This is a genomic window from Winogradskyella sp. UBA3174 (assembly GCF_002364335.1).
Taxonomy (GTDB): Bacteria; Bacteroidota; Bacteroidia; order Flavobacteriales; family Flavobacteriaceae; genus Winogradskyella.
Genome location: NZ_DEXW01000042.1, coordinates 51,013 through 72,802, shown reverse-complemented (window position 1 = coordinate 72,802; position 21,790 = coordinate 51,013). Strand labels below are relative to the sequence as shown.

16 protein-coding genes are annotated in these 21,790 nt (G+C 32.8%); 10 read left to right on the top strand and 6 right to left on the bottom strand.

What is annotated here, in order from left to right:
* Nucleotides 1–99: 99 nt before the first annotated feature.
* Nucleotides 100–846, bottom strand: a complete 747-nt coding sequence (locus B2U95_RS06975; protein WP_296314143.1) for an electron transfer flavoprotein subunit beta/FixA family protein — start codon at nt 844–846, stop codon at nt 100–102.
* 283 nt (nt 847–1,129) lie between these two features.
* On the opposite strand from B2U95_RS06975, the gene B2U95_RS06970 reads away from it, so the two are divergent.
* The 4 genes from B2U95_RS06970 (at nt 1,130) to B2U95_RS06955 (ending at nt 7,853) form a co-directional block, all read left to right on the top strand.
* The gene (locus tag B2U95_RS06970) at nt 1,130–2,107 is read left to right on the top strand and encodes a pyruvate dehydrogenase complex E1 component subunit beta (protein WP_296314141.1); all 978 of its coding nucleotides are present in this window, start codon (nt 1,130–1,132) and stop codon (nt 2,105–2,107) included.
* A gap of 90 nt (nt 2,108–2,197) precedes the next feature.
* Nucleotides 2,198–4,708 carry a DUF5686 and carboxypeptidase-like regulatory domain-containing protein gene (locus B2U95_RS06965; protein ID WP_296314138.1) on the top strand — a complete coding sequence of 837 codons (2,511 nt, stop codon included), beginning with the start codon at nt 2,198–2,200 and terminating at the stop codon, nt 4,706–4,708.
* Between the two features lie 76 nt (nt 4,709–4,784).
* Nucleotides 4,785–5,312, top strand: a complete 528-nt coding sequence (locus tag B2U95_RS06960; RefSeq protein WP_296314136.1) for an inorganic diphosphatase — start codon at nt 4,785–4,787, stop codon at nt 5,310–5,312.
* Nucleotides 5,313–5,432: 120 nt separating this feature from the next.
* Nucleotides 5,433–7,853, top strand: coding sequence for a sodium-translocating pyrophosphatase (locus B2U95_RS06955; RefSeq protein ID WP_296314134.1), 2,421 nt, complete (start codon nt 5,433–5,435; stop codon nt 7,851–7,853).
* Between the two features lie 67 nt (nt 7,854–7,920).
* Here B2U95_RS06955 and B2U95_RS06950 read toward each other — a convergent pair whose 3' ends face one another.
* Complete coding sequence (locus B2U95_RS06950; RefSeq protein ID WP_296314132.1) at nt 7,921–10,503, bottom strand: S9 family peptidase; 2,583 nt, start codon at nt 10,501–10,503, stop codon at nt 7,921–7,923.
* Nucleotides 10,504–10,673: 170 nt separating this feature from the next.
* On the opposite strand from B2U95_RS06950, the gene B2U95_RS06945 reads away from it, so the two are divergent.
* Nucleotides 10,674–11,678, top strand: coding sequence for an App1 family protein (locus B2U95_RS06945; protein WP_296314130.1), 1,005 nt, complete (start codon nt 10,674–10,676; stop codon nt 11,676–11,678).
* On the opposite strand, the gene B2U95_RS06940 is transcribed toward B2U95_RS06945, so the two are convergent.
* From B2U95_RS06940 to B2U95_RS06925, 4 genes are all read right to left on the bottom strand, one after another.
* Nucleotides 11,675–12,289, bottom strand: coding sequence for a deoxynucleoside kinase (locus B2U95_RS06940; RefSeq protein ID WP_296314128.1), 615 nt, complete (start codon nt 12,287–12,289; stop codon nt 11,675–11,677). The two genes, B2U95_RS06945 and B2U95_RS06940, sit on opposite strands and share 4 nt — an antisense overlap.
* 3 nt (nt 12,290–12,292) lie before the next feature.
* Nucleotides 12,293–13,075, bottom strand: coding sequence for a hypothetical protein (locus B2U95_RS06935; RefSeq protein ID WP_296314126.1), 783 nt, complete (start codon nt 13,073–13,075; stop codon nt 12,293–12,295).
* A gap of 193 nt (nt 13,076–13,268) precedes the next feature.
* Nucleotides 13,269–13,952, bottom strand: coding sequence for a response regulator transcription factor (locus B2U95_RS06930; RefSeq protein WP_296314124.1), 684 nt, complete (start codon nt 13,950–13,952; stop codon nt 13,269–13,271).
* The gene (locus B2U95_RS06925; RefSeq protein WP_296314122.1) at nt 13,945–15,510 is read right to left on the bottom strand and encodes a sensor histidine kinase; all 1,566 of its coding nucleotides are present in this window, start codon (nt 15,508–15,510) and stop codon (nt 13,945–13,947) included. The genes B2U95_RS06930 and B2U95_RS06925 overlap by 8 nt, the downstream gene beginning before the upstream one ends.
* 126 nt (nt 15,511–15,636) lie before the next feature.
* Here B2U95_RS06925 and B2U95_RS06920 point away from each other — a divergent pair, with 126 nt between their 5' ends.
* The 5 genes from B2U95_RS06920 to B2U95_RS06900 all read left to right on the top strand — a co-directional run bounded on the left by B2U95_RS06920 (nt 15,637) and on the right by B2U95_RS06900 (nt 21,755).
* On the top strand, nt 15,637–16,008 hold the full coding sequence (locus B2U95_RS06920) for a hypothetical protein (protein ID WP_296314120.1): 372 nt from the start codon (nt 15,637–15,639) through the stop codon (nt 16,006–16,008).
* A 6-nt stretch (nt 16,009–16,014) separates the two neighbouring features.
* Nucleotides 16,015–16,887 (top strand): GLPGLI family protein, encoded by an 873-nt coding sequence (locus B2U95_RS06915; protein WP_296314118.1) that lies wholly within the window; start codon nt 16,015–16,017, stop codon nt 16,885–16,887.
* Nucleotides 16,888–17,007: 120 nt separating this feature from the next.
* Nucleotides 17,008–17,868, top strand: a complete 861-nt coding sequence (locus B2U95_RS06910) for a GLPGLI family protein (RefSeq protein ID WP_296314116.1) — start codon at nt 17,008–17,010, stop codon at nt 17,866–17,868.
* Nucleotides 17,869–18,006: 138 nt separating this feature from the next.
* On the top strand, nt 18,007–18,903 hold the full coding sequence (locus B2U95_RS06905) for a GLPGLI family protein (RefSeq protein ID WP_296314113.1): 897 nt from the start codon (nt 18,007–18,009) through the stop codon (nt 18,901–18,903).
* Between the two features lie 74 nt (nt 18,904–18,977).
* On the top strand, nt 18,978–21,755 hold the full coding sequence (locus B2U95_RS06900) for a TonB-dependent receptor (protein WP_296314111.1): 2,778 nt from the start codon (nt 18,978–18,980) through the stop codon (nt 21,753–21,755).
* Nucleotides 21,756–21,790 lie beyond the last annotated feature (35 nt).

Below are 21,790 nucleotides of genomic sequence, written 5' to 3'. Positions count from 1 at the left end.
AATTTTTTAATTTTTAAAATTTCAACTGCTAAATTCCAAATTATTGACTTTTAGAATTTAGATTTTGTCCCAGATAACTATCGGGATGGAATTTATTTTTTAAATCACCTTAGCTTCGTTATGAAGTAAGTTAATTAACTCATCAATATTATCAACATCAACTAATTTAACTGCACCTCTAGGAGCTGGTTTTTCAAAACTAGTTGCTTTTGTTTCTGCACTAACGTCTGTAGGTTCTAAAATAGTTAGTGGTTTTTTACGAGCCATCATTATACCTCTCATATTTGGTATACGAAGATCACTTTCTTCTACTAGGCCTTTTTGTCCGCCAATAACTAAAGGTAAAGATGTGTTTACGGTTTCTTTTCCTCCGTCAATTTCTCTTATGGCTTTCGCGCTTGTACCATCTATCTCTAGACTAATACAGTTAGCAACAAAATTAGCATCAATCATTGCAGCTAACATACCGGGTACCATTCCTCCATTGTAATCAATAGATTCTCTACCAGCAATAATTAAATCATAGCCACCATCACTTACGACTTTTGCGAGTTGTTTAGCAACTGCAAAACCATCTGTAGCTTCTGTATTTACTCTAATTGCACTATCTGCGCCTATAGCTAACGCTTTTCTTAATGTTGGTTCAGTTTCCACTCCACCAACATTAACCACAGTAACACTTGCTCCTTGTTTTTCTTTAAACCACATAGCGCGAGTTAAACCAAATTCATCATTTGGGTTAATTACAAACTGAACACCATTAGTGTCAAATTTAGTATCACCATCTGTGAAATTAATCTTTGAGGTCGTATCAGGAACATGACTAATACATACTAATATCTTCATAAAAAAATTATTTATTTAATGTCTTAATTCTTGATGACGAAGATAAATATAAATATTTTAATTTTACTATGCATGCATAGTAAAATTATACTTTTTTTATAAAAAATCATGTTTTAATGCTGAATCCATAATCAAATTGGCTTTAAATATGAATCTTATTGTCTTATGTTGGTTTTGAAAGCACCAGATTATTTTTATTAAAGACTTACAATTTTATCCGCTTTATTATTTTAAAATAATACTGAATTATTCCTATTTTTGCTACGCGATAAAAAACAGAACAATGAAGACAATTCAATTTAGAGAAGCTATTTGTGAAGCAATGAGTGAGGAGATGCGCAGAGATGAAAGTATTTATCTCATGGGTGAAGAAGTTGCTGAATATAACGGTGCTTATAAAGCATCAAAAGGTATGCTCGAAGAGTTTGGGGAAAAGCGTGTTATAGATACACCAATTGCAGAACTTGGTTTTGCTGGTATTGCTATTGGTTCTACAATGACAGGCAATCGCCCTATTGTAGAATATATGACGTTTAATTTCTCTTTGGTTGGAATTGATCAAATTATTAATAATGCGGCTAAGATTAGACAAATGTCTGGTGGACAGTTTAAATGTCCAATAGTATTTAGAGGACCAACAGGCTCTGCAGGTCAATTAGGGGCAACACATTCTCAAGCTTTTGAGAATTGGTTTGCTAATACACCAGGTCTAAAAGTTGTAATACCGTCTAATCCTTATGATGCAAAAGGCTTACTAAAATCAGCAATTAGAGATGACGATCCTGTGATTTTTATGGAAAGTGAACAAATGTATGGTGACAAAGGTGAAGTGCCGGAAGGAGAATACACAATACCGATTGGTGTTGCTGAAATAAAACGTGAAGGTACAGATGTAACTATTGTGTCTTTTGGAAAGATTATAAAAGAAGCCTACAAAGCAGCTGATCAATTAGCAGAAGAAGGTATTTCTTGTGAAATAATTGATTTACGTACAGTAAGGCCAATGGATAGAGGTGCCATTTTAAAGTCTGTTAAGAAAACAAATAGATTAGTAGTTTTAGAAGAAGCATGGCCATTTGGTAATGTTGCAACTGAAATTACTTATTTAGTGCAATCGGAAGCGTTTGATTATTTAGATGCACCTGTAGTAAAAATAAATACAGCTGATACACCAGCGCCTTATTCACCAGTATTATTAGCAGAATGGTTACCAAATAGCGACTCTGTTATAAAAGCAGTGAAAAAAGTAATGTATAAATAAATAAATCGTAGTTTTCCGCGTTTAGTAAACTTCATCAACAACTTTCGAAAACATTTTTGGAAGTTGTTGATGAAGTTTTATATTTTGAATATGAAAATAAAATTACTTGTATTTTTTTTATGTTTCGGTTTTTTGACTGCCTTAGGTCAAACAAAAGTAAGTGGTTATGTTTTTGATGAAAACAATGAGCCTATTGCTTTTGCTAATATTCTGTTTAAAGGTTCTACAGAGGGAACAATCTCAAATGAAGATGGTAAGTTCTATTTAGAATCTGATGATAAATGGGAGACCTTAATTGTGTCTTTTATAGGATTCGAAATGTTAGAAATCCCATTAACCAAGAGCGTAACGTACAACTTAAAATTTATTCTTAAGGAAGAAGCATCATCATTAGATGAGGTAGTTATCGTTACTGGTAAGCAATCTAAAAAAGCCTCTGAAAACCCAGCGATTAGAATTCTTAAAAAGATATGGGAACGTAAGCGTCTTAATGGGTTAAGTCAGTTTAAGCAGTACGAGTACGACCAATATGAGAAAGTGGAATTCGACCTTAACACTATAGATAGTGCTCTAATAAAAAGCAAGCTATTTAAGGGTATGGAGTTTGTTTTTGAAGAAGTAGACACCTCCAACGTTACTGGAAAAACATATTTACCAATTTTTTTAAACGAGTCCGTTAAGAAAATTTCAGGTGATAATGTGACTAATAAAGAGCGAGAAGATCTATTAGGAAATAAAAATTCTGGTTTTAGCAACAACCAAATAATTATAGATTTTATAGATGACTTGTATTCAGAATATAACATCTATGATAATTATTTAAAATTCTTCGATAAAAGCTTTACTAGTCCTTTAAGTAGGACAGGTGTACAGACTTATAATTATGTGTTATCTGATAGTGCGTTTATAGATAATAAATGGTGTTACAATATTATTTACTATCCGAGACGAAAGAATGAATTAACTTTTAAAGGTGATTTTTGGGTTAATGATTCTACGTTTGCTATCAAAGAAATTAATCTTCAGGCATCTAAAAGCGCCAATATTAATTGGGTAAAAGAAATTTATATAGAGCAAGAGTTTGAGGTTTTAAACGATTCAGTCTTTCTAATAAAACGCGATTACTTCCTTTCAGATTTCGCTATGAATAAAAAGGAAAAATCAAGAGGTGTTTACGGAAAGCGAACAACGCTCTATGATAATTATAAATTCAATCAGCCAAAAGGTGATGAATATTACGACAAAGTTGTTTATAATTATGATGCAGATGTTTATAATAGAAAAGACGACTTTTGGAAGACTAATAGATTAGAAGCGCTTAATAAAGATGAACAAGGTGTCTATAAAATGTTAGATACACTTAAAACTGTAAAGAAATTTAAAAGACTTTACAATTTAGGAAGCATACTAGCATCTGGTTATGTAGAGTTTCCGAGTCTTAATTTAGATTATGGTCCAATATTTTCAACTTTGGGATTTAACGAGGTTGAAGGGGTGCGATTGCGTTCTGGTGGGAGAACCTATTTTGGGCCAAATGATTTATGGAGATTAGAAGGTTTTGTCGCGTATGGACTTAGAGATGATAAATTTAAATATGGTATTTCTGGAAAATGGTTACTAGATAAAAAAAGTAGATTAACCATATTTGGAGGTACACGACGTGATATAGAGCAAATTGGTGCTAGTTTAACAAGTTCTACAGATGTTTTAGGGAGAAGTTTAGCTTCTAATGCAGTTTTTACTGCAGGTGCAAATGATAAACTAACTAATATTAATCTAACGACTTTGGGACTAGAAATAGAACCCGTTAGAAATTTAGGGTTGCGATTTAATACCAGTTATCGTACTTTAGAATCAGCATCACCAACATTTAGTTTAGATTATATTGACCCAGATTCTCCTACAGGAGTGTCTTCTGAAACGAAACAATTCGAAACTCGGTTTTCGGTAGCCTATTTTCCTAAAAGAGAAATGACAGGTTTTGGTGTAGAACGAAAAAATAAGAATGATAATTTTGCGCGACTATTTACTCAAATTAGTAAAGGCTATAAGGGGATTTTGGATAGTGATTTTGAATATACAAAATTGCAATTTTCTTATATTCAGCCATGGCAAGTCGGTGGTTTTGGTCGCTTAACAACATCAATTGAAGCAGGTAAAACCTTTGGTGAGGTTCCGTTGGCATTATTGAGTGTTGTGCCTGGGAATCAAACTTATTTTTCAATCTATAATACCTTTTCACAACTTGATTTTTATGAGTTTGTGACAGATACATATACATCATTACATGTAGAGCAAAACTTTAATGGTCGTGTTTTTTCTAGAATACCTTTCTTAAAGAAATACAATCTTAGAGCTGTTTTAAGTATTAGAGGTGTCTGGGGAGAATTATCGGATGAGAATATAGCTTTAAGCACAACCGGTAACTTAGTTGAAATTCCTTTGATTGCGCCAGACTCTCGCGTGTATTATGAATATAGCTTTGGAGTAGCTAATATATTTAAAGTGTTAAGACTAGATTTTAACTTTAGAGGTAACTATTTAGATAATCCTGGTGCAAGACGATTTGGTGTCACAGGTAGTTTTGGGTTTTATTTTTAAGCAATCACTCACGTTTACTTTGGCTGTAGAAAAGCATTGCATTATATTTGCGTCCCTTTTTTAAAAAAAAATAGATATGACACCAACAGGAAAATTAACCTTCGATGTACTTATAGAAATTCCAAAAGGAAGCCGTAACAAATACGAGTATGATTTCGATTTAAAGAAAATCCGCTTCGATAGAATGCTCTTTTCATCAATGATGTATCCAGCAGATTATGGTTTTATCCCAGAAACTTTAGCATTAGATGGTGACCCATTGGATGTTTTGGTATTAGGTGGTGAGCCTACGTTTCCAATGTGTGTGGTAGAAGTGAAGCCAATTGGAGTATTCCATATGGCTGATGAAAAAGGGCCAGATGAAAAAGTGATTTGTGTACCAGTTTCAGACCCTATTTGGAATAGCCTTAATGATTTGTCTGATATGAATCCACATCAAATTAAAGAGATTGAACACTTTTTTCAAGTTTATAAAGATTTAGAAAAAAAGAAAGTAGATGTTGGTGGTTGGGGAAATGCAAACGAAGCTTACGATATTCTTAATAAATGTATAGAGAGATACGAGTCTAGCGAGCACAAAACTAACGATGATTTTAGCATCTAAAGGCTATAATTTTCTAATAATTAAAAGGCCCTTTGTGATTACTCGACAAAGGGTTTTTCTATTCTCGTCTATTTTGTTATTTTTGCCCAGCAAAAAACTAATCAAAATAAAAAATAATATATGGAGTCACTTATGATTTATATGCCAATAGCTTTGGCGATTTTAGGATTAATTTACATGGTTATAAAGAAATCATGGGTTATGAAACAAGATGCTGGAGATGGTAAAATGAAAGAAATTTCAGATCATATCTACGAAGGCGCACTGGCATTCTTAAATGCAGAATACCGTTTATTAACATTCTTCGTTGTAGGAGCAAGTCTTGTATTAGCTGGTATTGCTTTTTATATGGATAGTACGTATTTAATTGTAGTTGCTTTTATTATTGGAGCTATTTTTTCTGCTTTTGCAGGAAACATGGGAATGAAAATTGCAACCAAAACAAATGTTAGAACAACACAAGCTGCAAAAACGAGTTTGCCAAATGCTTTAAAAGTATCTTTTGGTGGTGGTACTGTTATGGGACTTGGCGTTGCAGGTTTAGCTGTATTAGGTTTAACTCTTTTCTTTATTATATTCTATAAAGTATTTATGGGAAGCGAATGGACTAACACTGGTGATATGACTATCGTTTTAGAGGCATTAGCTGGTTTCTCATTAGGAGCTGAATCTATTGCTTTGTTTGCAAGAGTTGGTGGTGGTATTTATACGAAGGCTGCTGATGTTGGTGCTGATTTAGCTGGTAAAGTACAAGCTGATATCCCTGAAGATGATCCAAGAAACCCAGCAACAATTGCTGATAATGTTGGTGATAATGTTGGTGATGTAGCAGGTATGGGAGCCGATTTATTCGGATCTTATGTAGCGACAGTTTTAGCGGCAATGGTTTTAGGTAACTATGTTATTAAGGATATGGGAGGAGCAATTCAAGATGCTTTTGGTGGTATTGGACCAATTCTATTACCAATGTCTATTGCAGGCGTAGGAATTATTATTTCTCTTATCGGAACTTTATTAGTTAAAATTTCATCTAACGATGCAAAAGAAGCAGATGTACAAAGAGCATTAAACATAGGAAACTGGGCATCTATATTAATGGTTGCTGCCGCATGTTTCGGATTAGTAACTTGGATGTTGCCAGAAACAATGCAAATGAATTTCTACGGTGAAGGTCTTCAAGATATTTCTTCAATGCGTGTGTTTTATGCCTGTTTAGTTGGTTTAGTTGTAGGTGCAGGTATCTCTGCATTTACTGAATACTACACAGGATTAGGCTCTAAGCCAGTTTTAAAAATTGTACAACAATCAAGTACAGGAGCAGGAACTAACATTATTGCTGGTTTAGCTACTGGTATGATATCTACGTTCTCTTCTGTTTTATTATTTGCTGCCGCAATATGGGCATCATATGCTTTAGCTGGATTTTATGGCGTTGCTTTAGCCGCTTCTGCAATGATGGCAACAACTGCTATGCAATTAGCCATTGATGCTTTTGGACCAATTGCTGATAATGCTGGTGGTATTGCAGAAATGAGTGAGCAAGAACCAATAGTAAGAGAGCGTACAGATATTTTAGATGCTGTTGGTAATACAACGGCCGCAACAGGTAAAGGTTTTGCTATTGCATCTGCGGCATTAACATCTTTAGCTTTATTTGCTGCTTATGTAACATTTACAGGTATTGATGGGATTAACATATTTAAAGCGCCAGTATTAGCAATGCTATTTGTTGGTGGTATGGTGCCAGTTGTATTTTCTGCATTAGCTATGAATGCCGTTGGTAAAGCTGCTATGGAAATGGTAAATGAAGTGGTAAGGCAGTTTAAAGAAATTCCAGGAATTATGGAAGGTACTGGAAAACCAGAATACGATAAGTGTGTAGCTATTTCTACAAAAGCCTCTTTAAAAGAAATGATGTTACCAGGTCTTTTAACGATTGGGTTTCCAATACTCGTTGTCTTAGTTGGTAAATTAGTTTATCAAGATAATAACATGTTGGTTGCTGAAATGTTAGGTGGTTATATGGCAGGTGTTACAGTTTCTGGTGTACTATGGGCAATCTTCCAGAATAACGCTGGTGGAGCTTGGGATAACGCTAAGAAATCTTTCGAAGCTGGTGTTGAGATTAATGGAGTTATGACTTACAAAGGAAGTGATGCACATAAAGCAGCAGTAACTGGAGATACAGTTGGTGATCCATTTAAAGATACGTCTGGTCCTTCAATGAATATCTTAATTAAGTTAACTTGTCTTATCGGTTTAGTTATTGCGCCAATATTAGGTGGTCACGGTGAAGAAACAGTATTAACAAGTATTGAAGATGAAGCATCAATTGAAATGACTGTTAATTCTAAAGACTTAGCAAAAGCAACAGTAGATTATTCTACAACTATTAAAGGTGAAAAAGTTTCTGAAACTATTATTTTTGAAGGGACTAAAGCTGAAGTAGAAAAAGAATTAAAAGCTTTTGAAGCAACACTAACCAATGAAGCTGGTGAAGTTGAAAAGGTGATTGAAAAAATGGATATTACTAAAGGATAAGCCTTAGAAATTATAAATAAAAAACCACGCTAAGTAGCGTGGTTTTTTTGTGTCTATATTTTTCTATTTACGACTTACTCTTAGGCTTATCTCTATTCATTTCTGTAATATCTACATTAGAGGCTTCAACACCTAGAAAGTGTTTACTAAAATGGTCTGCACGCAACCAGAATGAGTATTCTGTCATTTTTCCAAAACCATGGCGCTGACCTGGCATTAGCATAAAGTCGAAACGTTTGTTGGCCTTTATCAGCTCGTTTGCCATTCTTATAGTTCCTCCAGGATGTACATTATTATCTACATCTCCTGTAATTAGCATCAATTTACCTTTTAAGTTTTTGGCTAGCGACTGGTTATTATCAATCATGTATTTATATTTCACATTACCATCATCATCCGCTTCTTCCATAACTCCATGATGCGTTTCGCTCCACCAACTATTGTAAATCGCATTATCATGATTACCTGCTGAAGAAACAGCAGCTTTAAAGAAATCTGGATATACTAGCATTGCAGCAGTAGACATAAAACCACCACCAGAATGTCCATAAATTCCAACCTTTTCAATATCAATAAAATCATGTTTATCAGCTAATTGTTCCGCAACATGTCTTTTGTCAGCCAAGCCATAATCTCTTAAATTACCATAGCCATAATTATGATACCATTTAGAACGGTCTGGATGCCCACCGCGATTACCCATAGTAACAACTACGAAACCAACTTGAGCCATTCTATCTAATCTATCCATGCGAAAAGAAAACGATTTGTTTACAGCTTCAGTTTGAGGACCAGGATAGACATATTCTAATAACGGATATTTTTTTGTAGAATCCATATCAAATGGTTTATACATCACTCCGTATATATCTGTAATACCATCGTCAGCTTTCATTTTAAAAGTTTCAGGAAACTTGTATCCAGCTGCCATTAATTGAGATAAATCCCCTTCTTCTAGTTGCATTACAACCTTACCATCGCTATTTCTTAATTCGGATTTTGGAATTGAGTTTACCCTAGAATAGTTACTCACAAAGAAACTATTAGAATCTGCCATATTGCCAGAGGCATTAAAATCACCTGGATTAAGCGCTTTAAGTCCAGCGCCATTTAAGTTAATTTTATACATGTGCTCATAATATGGGTCTTGATCTTTAGGAATACCGTGTGCAGAAAAGAATAATGTTCGGGACTTTTCATCTACTCCTATTGCTTGTTCTACATGGAAAGCGCCTTTAGTAACTTGATTCTTTAAATTACCTTCGGTGTCATATAAATAATAGTGTGCCCAACCAGAACGCTCAGCCCAGTGCAACATTTCACTTTCATCATTCATTAAAACCAATGGTCTCGATTCAATATAAGTATTGAAACGTTCCTCTATTAATACTTTGGTTTCGCCTGTATTTATGTCTGCAACACAGATGTCTAATTTTTTACGATCTCTACTGATGGTGTTATAATAGATTTTACCTTTTTTAGAAAGTAATAATGAAGGTCTGAAGTCATCATCAAAGTTAGATTTCTTTAAGGGTTCTCTATAAACCTGAACACCTTGTTGGGCTATAGTATCTAATTTAACTAAAAGACTACTTTTTGATGGTATGTCAAAAACATGAAGTTCAGTCTTAAAAAACTCATCTTCACCTGGCATATGATATTTGTAAGTCTCTAAGGTTGGTCTTTTACCAGAAGTTGTATTAATAACCCAGAGATCATTAATATGTCTTGAGTCTGAGCGTTGAAAAACAAATTTCTTAGAGTCGTGAGACCAAACACCGAATACCCGTTTACGTTTGTCTTTGTTTTTTTTCATAGACTCGTTAGTTTCTCCTCTTCCGCTTCCTCCTCCATAAGAATTATAAAGCTCACCATCTTTGGTCCATTGGTTTTCAACTATTGTTGTGTCTTTTTCATCTTCAACAGCTTTTAAGAAGTTTTCTTTATCCATCCAATACAAATTGTAATGTTTAGAGAATAAAACAACAGAGCTATCTGGTGCTACATTAGCCCACATTTTCCAACTTTCTTTTTCTTTCTTCTTATTATCTAAAACGGTTAATGAATTGCTGCCAAGTATATATTCTAAATGAAAGACTTTGTTTACCATTTTAGGTTTACTCTTTTTCTTTGTCTTTGTCGAATCTGTCTTTGTCGAATCTGTTTCAATTATAGCATCATTGTCCTTTTTCTCTTCTTCAACCTTTTCGGTTGATGTGACGTAGAACCTAATTGCGGTCTCGTTTTTTACAAACTTAAAATCAAATTTAGGTAAATGCTTAGCATCATAAGGATCCTTAGTCATCTCAGTAAGCCATTGTGCCATTTTTTCGTTGTCAAATAATTCTTTTTTTGAACGTTTGTCAGCATCAACCATATAATAGTTAGAGCCTTCCGTTGTTTTGTACTGATACCAAAAACGGTTACCGTTTTTTAACCAACGTGGTCTAACAGAGGTAGAGTGTACAAGTTTTCCTAGATTTGTTGGTGAGAACTTGGCTGCAGCCCTGTAGTTAGGAGTTGGTGTTTTATTATAATCATTGTTTTGAGCAGTAATAAAGCTCAGGGATAATGCGAAAATTAAAAGGATGAGTAAATTTTTATTTATTTTCTTGGGAATACTTAAGGAGTCGTTAATCTTTGATTTCATGAGTTGGTTGGTTTTTTAGATTAAATAAGAATCATTTCACTAAAATACTCTGAAAATCATTGAAAATAAATGAACTTTTAAACATTTAACATTTAAGATTAATCTTTAGTGTTTTAAGGTTGACGATTAGTTGTGGTTTTTAGTAACTTGAATTTTAAAACGTAAAATAGTTGAGCTGGTTTAATAAAGATCCATTGCAAATAATAACCTTTAAGACTTATGGAACTGCTAGCCATCTGTATTTAAAAGGGCGTGCATTAGAAGATGAGGATATAGATTTAGAGAAAAAAAGTTGGTTTAGTCTTTTAGTGAATTCATGGAAGCGTTTTGAAACAGATGAAATAAGAAATACACCATTAAAGATTACTTTGCCAAACGGTAAAATAATTGAGAGTTCTACGGATGCTGAGGGCTATTATCTCATAGATGAATCTACTGAAAATACAATAGAACATATAGATACTGAAGGTTGGTTGGCTTATGAAGTGGCTTACACTTCAACTAGAGATTCAAGAAAAATTCAACTTAAAAATTGTTTTTTAGGACAGATGCTCATTCCAAAAATAGATTCTAGCTTTGGTGTTATAAGTGATATTGACGATACAATTTTACATACAGGAGTAGCATCTACCTTAAAATGGCGTGTTATTGTAAATACGTTTTTTAAAACACCTCACAAACGAAAAGCTTTAGAGGGCTCTGCTGAGTTTTATCACGCATTACATAATGGAAAATCTTGTACTGAAGCCAATCCTATTTTTTATGTAAGCAATAGTCCATGGAATTTATACCGTTATTTAGAATTCTTTCTTAAAATGAATAACTTTCCAAAAGGACCAATATTATTAAGAGATTTAAGAACCCCATTTGACAGAACACCACGTTCTGAATTAGCACATAAATATCATGAGATATATAATATTTTAAATACGTATGTAGATTTAAAGTTTATACTTATTGGTGACTGTGGAGAAAAGGATGCTTACATCTATTTAGATGTCGTCAAAGCCTTTCCGAATAGAATAGCTGCAATTTATCTCAGGTCTGTTGACCACTCGCGTAAAATGAAAAAAATCTCTAATTTATTTGAAAATTATAAAGCAGTTCCTGTGCGGATTGTTCAAACCAGTGATGAAGCTATAAAACATGCCAAAAAGCACAAATTTATTGCTTAAAATAACCCGTTAATTTGAGCATCAATTTTATTGATTATACTACCTAAATCTTCAGGATTAGTGACAAAGTCTAAATCATCTACATCTATAATTAATAAATTGCCTTTATTGTATTTAGAAATCCAAGCTTCATAGCGTTCATTTAATCGACTTAAATAATCAATGCTAATTGAGTTTTCATAGTCTCGACCACGTTTGTGAATCTGAGCAACAAGATTTGGAATAGAACTACGTAAGTAAATTAGTAAATCTGGGCCTTTTACAAAACCTTCCATAAGATCAAAAAGGGACTTGTAATTTTCGAAATCACGATTAGTCATTAAACCCATCGCATGAAGATTTGGTGCAAAAATATGCGCATCTTCATAAATAGTTCTGTCCTGAATGATGTCTTTTCCGCTATTATGAATTTGATTGACTTGGCGGAATCTACTGTTTAAAAAATAGACCTGTAAGTTAAAACTCCAACGCTCCATCTGATTGTAAAAATCGTCTAAATACGGATTGTCAACTACGTCTTCTAATTGTGCTTCCCATTTGTAATGTTTAGCGAGTAATTTTGTGAGCGTAGTTTTACCAGCTCCGATATTTCCTGCAACAGCAACATGCATAATTTATTCTGTTTTTAGTTGGTATTGACGTAGAATTTCGTCGTCGTAAATATACAAGGTTTCATTGGTTACCAAAAACTGTTTTATTAACAAATTTGGAAGCACTATTGGACGTATTTCTGTTTTATTTTTCTGTAATATAAAGAGTTGATTCTCTTTTCTTAAAACCAAGTGTGCTTTGCTAAAGGCTAATTTCTCATAACCTACGTTTTTGTGCTTGCTTATAAGACTGCCAAAATAGCTATATATGTACAGGTATTTTTCTGTTAGCATATAGCAGTAATTATAATCGCTTTTTAAATCTAAGATTTGAGATTGGATTGGTACTGTTTTTAATTTGGTTTTATTTGTTTTAAAATCATACAATTCTAATTGTTGTAAATCTTGATTAAATATCCAAAGCATATTATCAAAACCAGTAGATATAAAACTTACGTTTTTATAAGGTTGACTAGTATTAAAGTCTACTTTAAAAATTTCTGCAAGACGATTATCTAAAACAATAACCGTATTAAAGTCTTCATAAAATAGGTTTATTTTTAATGAGTTAAATGTGTTTGCAGTTGTTATTTTACTTAACTGAAAATTAGTGTACGTAATTGTAGTGTCCTTTGTTTGTTTATGAAAGGTATTATCTTCTGTTGTATAATAAAGCGTACCAGAGGTGTCTATGCCAAAGATGCTTTCGACATTTAGTTTAGTTGAATCTATAAAACTTGTTTTTACTTGCTGTTGGGCAAAACAAGTAAAACTAAATAATAAAACAAAATAAAATAGTTTATGCATAGTGTAAAGCAAATTACAAAAATTGAACCATTCTATAGCTTTGTCTAATCAGTATTTAGTATTTAAAACAATTTTTAGCTTTGAAATAAAAATTAGTTGACAAGTAACTTTTTTTAGTTTGTCGTTCTTAATACTTGTTTCAGGATTTTTAACTTTATGAATAAATGAAGCGTTACAAGTATTCAGGTTTTTTCTAAACCGTTAATTTATATCCAAAACCTCTCACGTTTATAATCTGAATAGCCGCATCTTGTTTTAGCTTTTTACGAAGTTTTGTTATAAAAACATCCATGCTTCTTGCTGTAAAAAAATCATCTGTTCCCCAAAGTTTATTGAGTATTACAGAGCGGTCTAAAACAGCATTTTTGTTAGTTACGAGGTGAAACAGTAAATGTGCTTCTCTATGTGTTAGTTGCACAGATGCTTCTTGCTTAAACTGTAATTGTTGTTTTGGAAAATCGAATTTATAATTTCCAATCTCTAAAACTTTTGAAGTTTTTTGTGTTTTAGCTCGTTTAACTAAATTATGAATCCTCACAATAAGTTCCTCCATACTAAAAGGTTTCTTAAGATAATCGTTACCGCCAATAGCAAACCCTTCAACAACATTAGCTGTTTGCGACTTTGCAGTTAAAAATATAATAGGAATAGTATCATCAATTGCTCTGATTTCTTTCGCTAAAGTAAATCCATCTTTTTTTGGCATCATCACATCTAAAACTAATATCTCTGGTGTTTCAGATTGGTACTGTTGAAAAGCTTTTTCGCCATTGTCACACAAAACAACTTCAAAATCTCTAGTTTCTAAACTTTCTTTAATGATTTGTCCTAAAGCCGCCTCGTCTTCAGCCAACAATAATTTAATTTTATTAGACATTTGGAAGTGTGATTTTAAAAGTGGTTAAATTTTTATTGAGTTCTAAATTAACAGAACCATAGTGTTTTTCTATAATCGTTTTGGTATAATAGAGGCCAATACCAAAGCCTTTTACATCGTGGGTATTACCTTTTGGTACCCGGTAGAATTTCTCAAAAACTCGATCTTTATTCGTTTTAGTTAAGGTGTTACCATTATCTGAAATTAAAATATCAAAGCTTTTATCTTTAGGTATTATATCTATAGAGATGAGGTCTCCTCCATATTTTACTGCATTTTCCAAAATGTTATTTATGGCGTTTTCAGTATGAAACACGTCAACACTAGCCATTAAGCTTTCAATCTTAAAACTTGTATTAAATTCTTTCTCTGGAAACTGAATTTTATAACGATTGGTTATAGCATTTAACAAATCTATAATATCTATAGACTCTTTTTTGAGTTCTAAGTTATCACTATCTAAAGTTGCTGTTTCTAACAGTTTTTCAACCATAATATTTAGCTTATCTAATTGTTGCGAAGACATATTTATGTATTTTTTGGTCTTCTCTTTATCATCAATACCATTAAAATTGCTAATGCTTTCTAAAGCAACACCAATCGTAGCTATTGGTGTTTTAAACTCATGGGTAATGTTACTAATAAGATCGTTTTTTACTTCTGCTAATTGTTTTTGATGTTTAATAATTCTCAACATATAAAATAAACAACTAATAACCGCTAAGACTAAAAGGGTAGATATTAAAATACCTACTAAACTACGTTTTAGAATGTTTTGTGTTTCATTTGTAAAATTTAGTTTTAATATTTTTCCTTCGGGTAAAAAAGTAGATTTAGAAGTAGTGCTTAGTGTATAGTCATTAAATGGCTTAACATAATCTATAAGTAAAGAGTCCATCATATCGCGAGTCGCTTTACCTAGTTCAGGCATGCCATTAGAAGTATAAATAAGCTTACTCTTAATGTTAATGTTCTTGCGTACAAGCTCAGTATTAAATAAACTATCTACTTCGGCTACATCAAAGTTGTCATTTTTTATTGAAAGTACAATCTTAGACGTTAATAGTTCTATGTTATTAAATTTTGCACTGGTAAGTTTAATATCGGAGTTTGCTTTTTGAAAGCTATCAATACGTTTTTTAAATTCTTCTATAGATAAAGCAGGTTTCAAAGTTTTACTTTTCTCTTTTACCATAGAATCTACTTTAAATCCTCTAAGAACCGTAATGCCTTCAATATCTTCTAGATCTGTAGACTCTAAGTCTTTAAATTCATTTTTAACTGTATCTATTTCCGATAAGAATTGTTTAATTTTACTCCCTTCGGAAAAAAGGTCTTTTTGCTGATCTCCTTCAAGAAAAATACCAACTGTTGTGCGTTCTGCAAGGGCCGTATAATAATCATCTACAGCTTTATCTAAGCTTACTTGTACATCGTTAATAAGCTGCTGCTTGTTTGTCTGATAGTTTTTATAATTCCAATAAATCTGAATTGCAATAGTGGCTACTATAACAGTAACTATTGTATATAAAATCCATTTGTAGCGTTTATCATTCATAGGTCAAAAGTAAAAGTTAAATATTACTTATACGTAATCGGTTAACACACGTTAACACTAGTTAACTCAAAACAACGAAATGTCTGTTGATATTTGCAGTGTATTAATCAATAAACATAAAAAATAATGAAGAATTTAATTACAAGTTTAGCTCTAATAGTTACAGTATTAGGTTTCAGTCAATCAAAATCAACGAACGGAATGGTTATTAAAGAAATAACCAAAGTAGAAAATGTTTCAGTTACAGTTACAGTAGATTCTGCTGAAGAAATTGAGTCTAGCTTTAGGGTTGAGGATATTAAAGAAATTTTAGAATCTTCAAGTGATAACGAAATCGTATCTTTTAAAATCATTTGTAATGGAGAAAAAATGTCTAGTGGAGTGAAATCACATGTGTCTTATAAAATAGAAGGTAACTCTAATGATATGGAAACATTCTTATTTGGTATTGAAAAAATAAGAAAAGCTGCCATAAATTATTACAATAACAAAAATTAAATCAAAATGGTTACAATTATTAGAGTTTTAGTTTTGGCATTAACATTTGTAGTTTCTGGTGTTAATGCTCAGGATTTTCAAGGTGTTGCAACGTATAGAACGCAACAAAAAATTGATATTAAAATGGATAGCACTAAGATGAATTCTGACATGCAAACCAAGATGATAGAAATGATGAAGAAGCAATTTCAAAAAACTTACACGCTCTCTTTCGATAAGTCTTCGTCTATATATCAACAGGAAGAAGAATTAGCAAAACCGTCTGTTGGCATGGGTGGAGGCTTTGAAGTTGTCTCTTTTGGTGGTGGAGGTGGCTCGGATGTTTTTTATAAAAATGTGCAAACCCAAAGCTATATTAACCAAAAGGAAACAATGGGAAAAATTTTCTTGGTAAAAGATAGCATAGGTAAAATAGAGTGGAAACTAGAATCTGATTCTAAATATATAGGAGAGTACCAATGTTATAAAGCAACATACACTAAACAAGTACCAGTAATAAAAGGTCTTAGTTTTAGTGTTAATTCTAAAACTAACAAAGAAAAAGGAGAAGAAGCTGAAAAGGAACCAGAAATGAAAGAACGTATAATAACGGCTTGGTACACTCCACAAATACCAGTGAATAATGGGCCTGCTAAATATCAAGGTTTACCTGGCTTAATATTAGAGGTGCATGATGGAAAGTTAACTATCATTTGTAGTAAAATAGTTTTAAACCCAGAAGAGAAGGTAGAGATTAAAGAACCTACAAAAGGAAAGGAAGTTAATCAAAAGGAGTACGACGATATTATGGACAAAAAAAATAAAGAAATGATGGAGCGTTACGCACCTAAAAAAGGTGATCGTAAGGGTGATGGGTATAGCATAATTATTGGAGGATAATATTTTTAGATTTTCACTAGTAGTATTTTATGGTAATGTTAATTTTATTATAAACAAACACTTGTCTGTTTATCTAAAGCCTACATTCGTTAAACAAAACTCAATTTAAAACGATTTACCATGAAATCAGTACTACTAAAAATTAGCCTTTTTACTCTTGCATTTCTAACGTCAATGTTATCAACTAAAGAACCCGTGGTTGAAAATGAGGTTCAAGAATTTCAAGGAGAAGCTTATTATTTTGCAAAATCATCAATGGATTTAGGGAGATGGGGAGCAAGATTCACTGAAGAACAAAAGAAGCAAGTTAAAGCGCGCATGAAAAGTCGCTTAGAAAAAACGTATGTTTTGAGTTTTAATAAAGAAGAATCATTTTTTAAAGAAGACGAAAAACTAGACGCTATGTCTGGAGCTACAGATTCTTGGGGAAAAAATTTCACTCAAGGGGATTCATATAAAAATGTTAAAAATAATGAGTTGGTTCAAAGTCAAGAATTTTATGGAAAAAAGTTTTTAGTAAAAGACAAACTTCAGGCAATTGACTGGCAATTGGGAAAAGAAACTAAACAGATAGGAAACTACACTTGTTTCAAAGCAAGCGCTTTATTACCGTCTGATGAGCTGTCATGGTACAATTTTTCATGGGACAGGATAAGACGAACTGAGCCGAAAGTCGATTCTACAGGTGTTAAAGCCGAAACGCCAGAAATTCCAATGACACAAATCGTAGCTTGGTATTCACCACAAATACCAGTAAGTCATGGGCCTTCAGAATTTTGGGGATTACCAGGATTAATATTAGAAGTGAGCGCAGGTGACACAACAATGTTGTGTTCTAAAATAATAATGAATCCTGAAGAAAAAACAGAAATAATAGCACCAGAAAAAGGGAAGCAAATTACAAAGGAAGATTACCAAAAGACTGTTGTTGAGAAGATGAAAGAATTTCGTAATAATCGTATGGGAAGAAGTCGTGGTTAATTTATTAACACAAGTTTAACGAAGCCAAAATTAACTTTTAATCATCTTAGTAGTCTTATTTATAATTTAACCCATGTTATGTCATTTTTAACGAAGATATAAATACTTCAAAATTGCATTCAACATTAACTTATTACGATGAAAAAACCATTTTTAAAAATTACATTATTACTAGTCGCGTTGTTAATCAGTGCTATTTCTTTTGCGCAAGATTTTCAAGGCAAAGCCTATTACCAAACTAAAACCTCAATGGATTTAGATCAATGGGGAGGTCGTGAGATGAGTCCTGATCAGAAAAAACGAATGCAAGATCGCATGAAGAGTTTTCTCGAAAAACAATACATACTAACATTCAATAAAGAGGAGTCTGTATATAAAGAAGATGAAAAATTAGCTGCACCAGGTGGTGGAAGAGGCTTTGGTGGTATGGGAAGTAGTTTTTCTGGTGGTCCAAAATATAAAAATGTAAAGTCTAAAGAGTTATTACAAGATCAAGAATTTTTTGGAAAGCAGTTTTTAATTAAAGACGAGTTAAAAGCCATTGAATGGGTTATGGGAACAGAAACCAAGCAAATTGGAAATTATACCTGTTTTAAAGCTACAGCAACAAAACCTGTAGACCAGTTCGATTGGAGAAGTATGAGACGACGTGGAGGTGATGATAAAAAAGAGGGTGAGAAAGCAAAAGATTCTACCAAGGCTGGTGATACAACAAGTGCAAGTGATGATCCAATGAGCGAAATAGAAATTCCAAAAACAATTGAGATAGTAGCTTGGTACACACCACAAATTCCGATTAACCAAGGGCCAGACGATTATTGGGGTTTACCTGGATTAATCTTAGAAGTTAAAGCAGACAATACTATAATGCTGTGTACAAAAATAGTAATGAATCCTGAAGAAAAAGAGGCTATTGATAAGCCAGAAAAAGGTGATGTGGTAACGCAAGCAGAATACACAGAAATCATTACTAAGAAAATGGCCGAGATGAGAGAGATGTATGGAGGTCGTAACAGAGGTGGTAGAAAAAACTAATAATACCAATTTATTAAATAAAATAGCTGTGAGTAGGCAGTTTTATTAACCAATCAAACGAAAATATTCAGAACATGAAAAAATTATTAATACTACTATTTATAGTAGTGTCAGGTAGCTCTTTTGCTCAAATTAAAATGCAAGGTGTTGTAAAAGATAGCCTAGGCACTCCATTAGAGTTGGCTAACGTTATTGCAATTAACCAAGAAACAAGTGGTCTTGAGTCTTACGCAATTACAGATGCAAATGGTAAATATGTATTGAAGTTAGGAAAAAACGGAAAGTATAAAATCCAAGTCAGTTACATTGGTTTAAAATCTTTAGATGAGATTGTAACGTCACTAGAAGTAGATATCAAAAAAGACTTTACGCTTTTGCCAGATAACGCACTAGATGCCGTAGAGTTAACTTACGAAATGCCTGTTACCATTAGAGGCGACACTATTGTTTATAATGCAGATTCATTTAAAAATGGTAGTGAACGTAAACTAGAAGATATTTTAGAAAAATTGCCAGGTGTTGAGATTAATGCAGATGGGCAAATAGAAGTAGAAGGAAACGTCGTTAGTAAATTGATGGTTAACGGAAAAGACTTTTTTGATGGAGACACTAAATTAGCTACAAAAAACATTCCTTCGAATGCTGTAGATAAAATTCAGGTTTTACGAAATTATTCTGAAGTTGGTCAATTAAGTGGTGTTCAAAATAATCAAAATAACGTCGCCATAAATATTAAGTTAAAAGAAGGAAAAGAGAATTTCTGGTTTGGTGATGTTACCGCAGGTGGTGGACAAGCACCTTCACCTAATGATGAGTTATACTTGGTACAACCTAAGCTATTTTATTACAGTCCTAAATATAGTATTAACCTTATTGGTGATATGAATAATATAGGGGAAGTCGTATTAACTAACAGAGATATAAGAAACTTTGGAGGTGGTTTTAGAAGACCAAGTGCCACTAGTGGTACAAATATTAACTTAGGTAGTACCGGTCTTGGTGGTTTAACTAATCTTCGAGATGCACAAGAGGTAGTAACTAAACTTGGTGCAGCTAACTTTAGCTATGCGCCTAATAAGGCTTTAGATTTAAGTGGGTTTGTTATTTATAATAGTACCCGATTAAGAACACGAGAAGATCGGTTTATAGATTACGTAGAATTAGACGATGATCCAAGTACAATAGGTGTAGATGAATCTGCTAGTCTTGCGCCAGATGAAACCACAGTGTCGAGGGGTAGAGAAGCGACTAACCAAGCGATTGCTAAGTTAAGTGCAGCCTACAAGCCTAATGCTAATAACCAGTTAGATTATGATTTATTAGGTCGTATTTCTAGTGAAGAAGAACAGCAAGATGTATTCTCTTCTGTTCTTGGTGCTACAAATGAATTGAGGGAGGTAAAGCCTTATAGTATTAATCAGAATTTAAATTATTATTATACACTTAACGAGAATAATATTTTTGCATTAGAAGCTCAACATTTGTTGCGTGACGAAGATCCGTTTTACAATGCCCTACTAGTAAATGATCCAACAAATAATGATGATCCTGATCCTAGCAATAGAGATGCTTTTGATGAAACAGCTGGAGGTTTAGGTTTAGATCAAGACCAATTTGGTTATAATCTTAATCAAGAGCGTCGCATACAAACCAACCAATTAGATGCCAAAGTAGATTATTACAATATTTTAAATGCTAAGAGTAACATCAATATCACCTTTGGTACTATTTTAAGTAATCAGCGTTTCAATTCTAATATCTTTCAATTTTTAGATGATGGTGCTTTATTTAACCCAACACCAACAATTAACAATGGTTTAGATTCTAATGATATAGAGTATAACTTTAGCGATATATACTTAGGTGCACGCTACAGATTAAAATCTGGTAAATTTACGTTTACACCTGGTTTGTCTTTTCATGCTTATGGTAATAAAAATACACAGTTTGGTGAAACATTCGAAGATAATTTCTTTAGGGTATTACCAGAATTTGAAACACTTGTTCAATTTAAAAAGAGTGAAAGTTTAACGTTTACTTACAGAATGACAAATAACTTTACAGATGTTGCTAGCTTGGCTGAAGGTTTGGTATTGAATAGCTTTAACAACATCAGTTTTGGTAATGCAGAATTACAGAATGCTTTATCTCATAATGTGAGTTTATTCTATAGAAGTTTTAATTTATTTAATTATACTAATGTAGTTGCAAGAATAGCTTACAATAAGAATATTGATCAAATTAGATCACGAACTAACTTCGAGAGTGTGATTAGAACCAGTACCTTCTTTAATTCGCAATTTGCAGATGAAAGTGTAACTGCTTTTGGTTCTTGGCAACGCACATTTGGTAAGATAAGAGCAGGTCTAAGCGCTAACTTTAATTACAGTTTAAATAATCAATTTGTACAAGGTGAACCAGCTGTGAATGAAACGTTTACTCAAAGCTACCGTCCCGAAATACGAACAAATTTTAGAGAAGCTCCAAACGTTAGGTTTAGATATAACTATATTATTAGAGACAGTCAACAAGGAACTAATTCTAATACGTTTATTACACATGCACCTTCTGTTCGTTTTGATGCTTATATATGGGATGCTTTAACCTTTGTTACAGATTTTACATTCTCTGAGCAAGATAATGGTGTTGTGAAAGAGTCTTTTAAAACTTGGGATGCAACATTACGTTATAGAAAAGGAAGAGATGCTAAATGGGAATATTCTCTAAGAGCGTCTAACTTATTAAATATAGATGCTAACATTAATAACAGCGCAGGTAATATATCGGTTTCTAGCCAAGAAACTTTTGTACAACCACGATTTGTTACGTTTAGATTAACGTACACGTTGTAAGAATTACAATTTTTAATATTAAAAACCCATTGAAA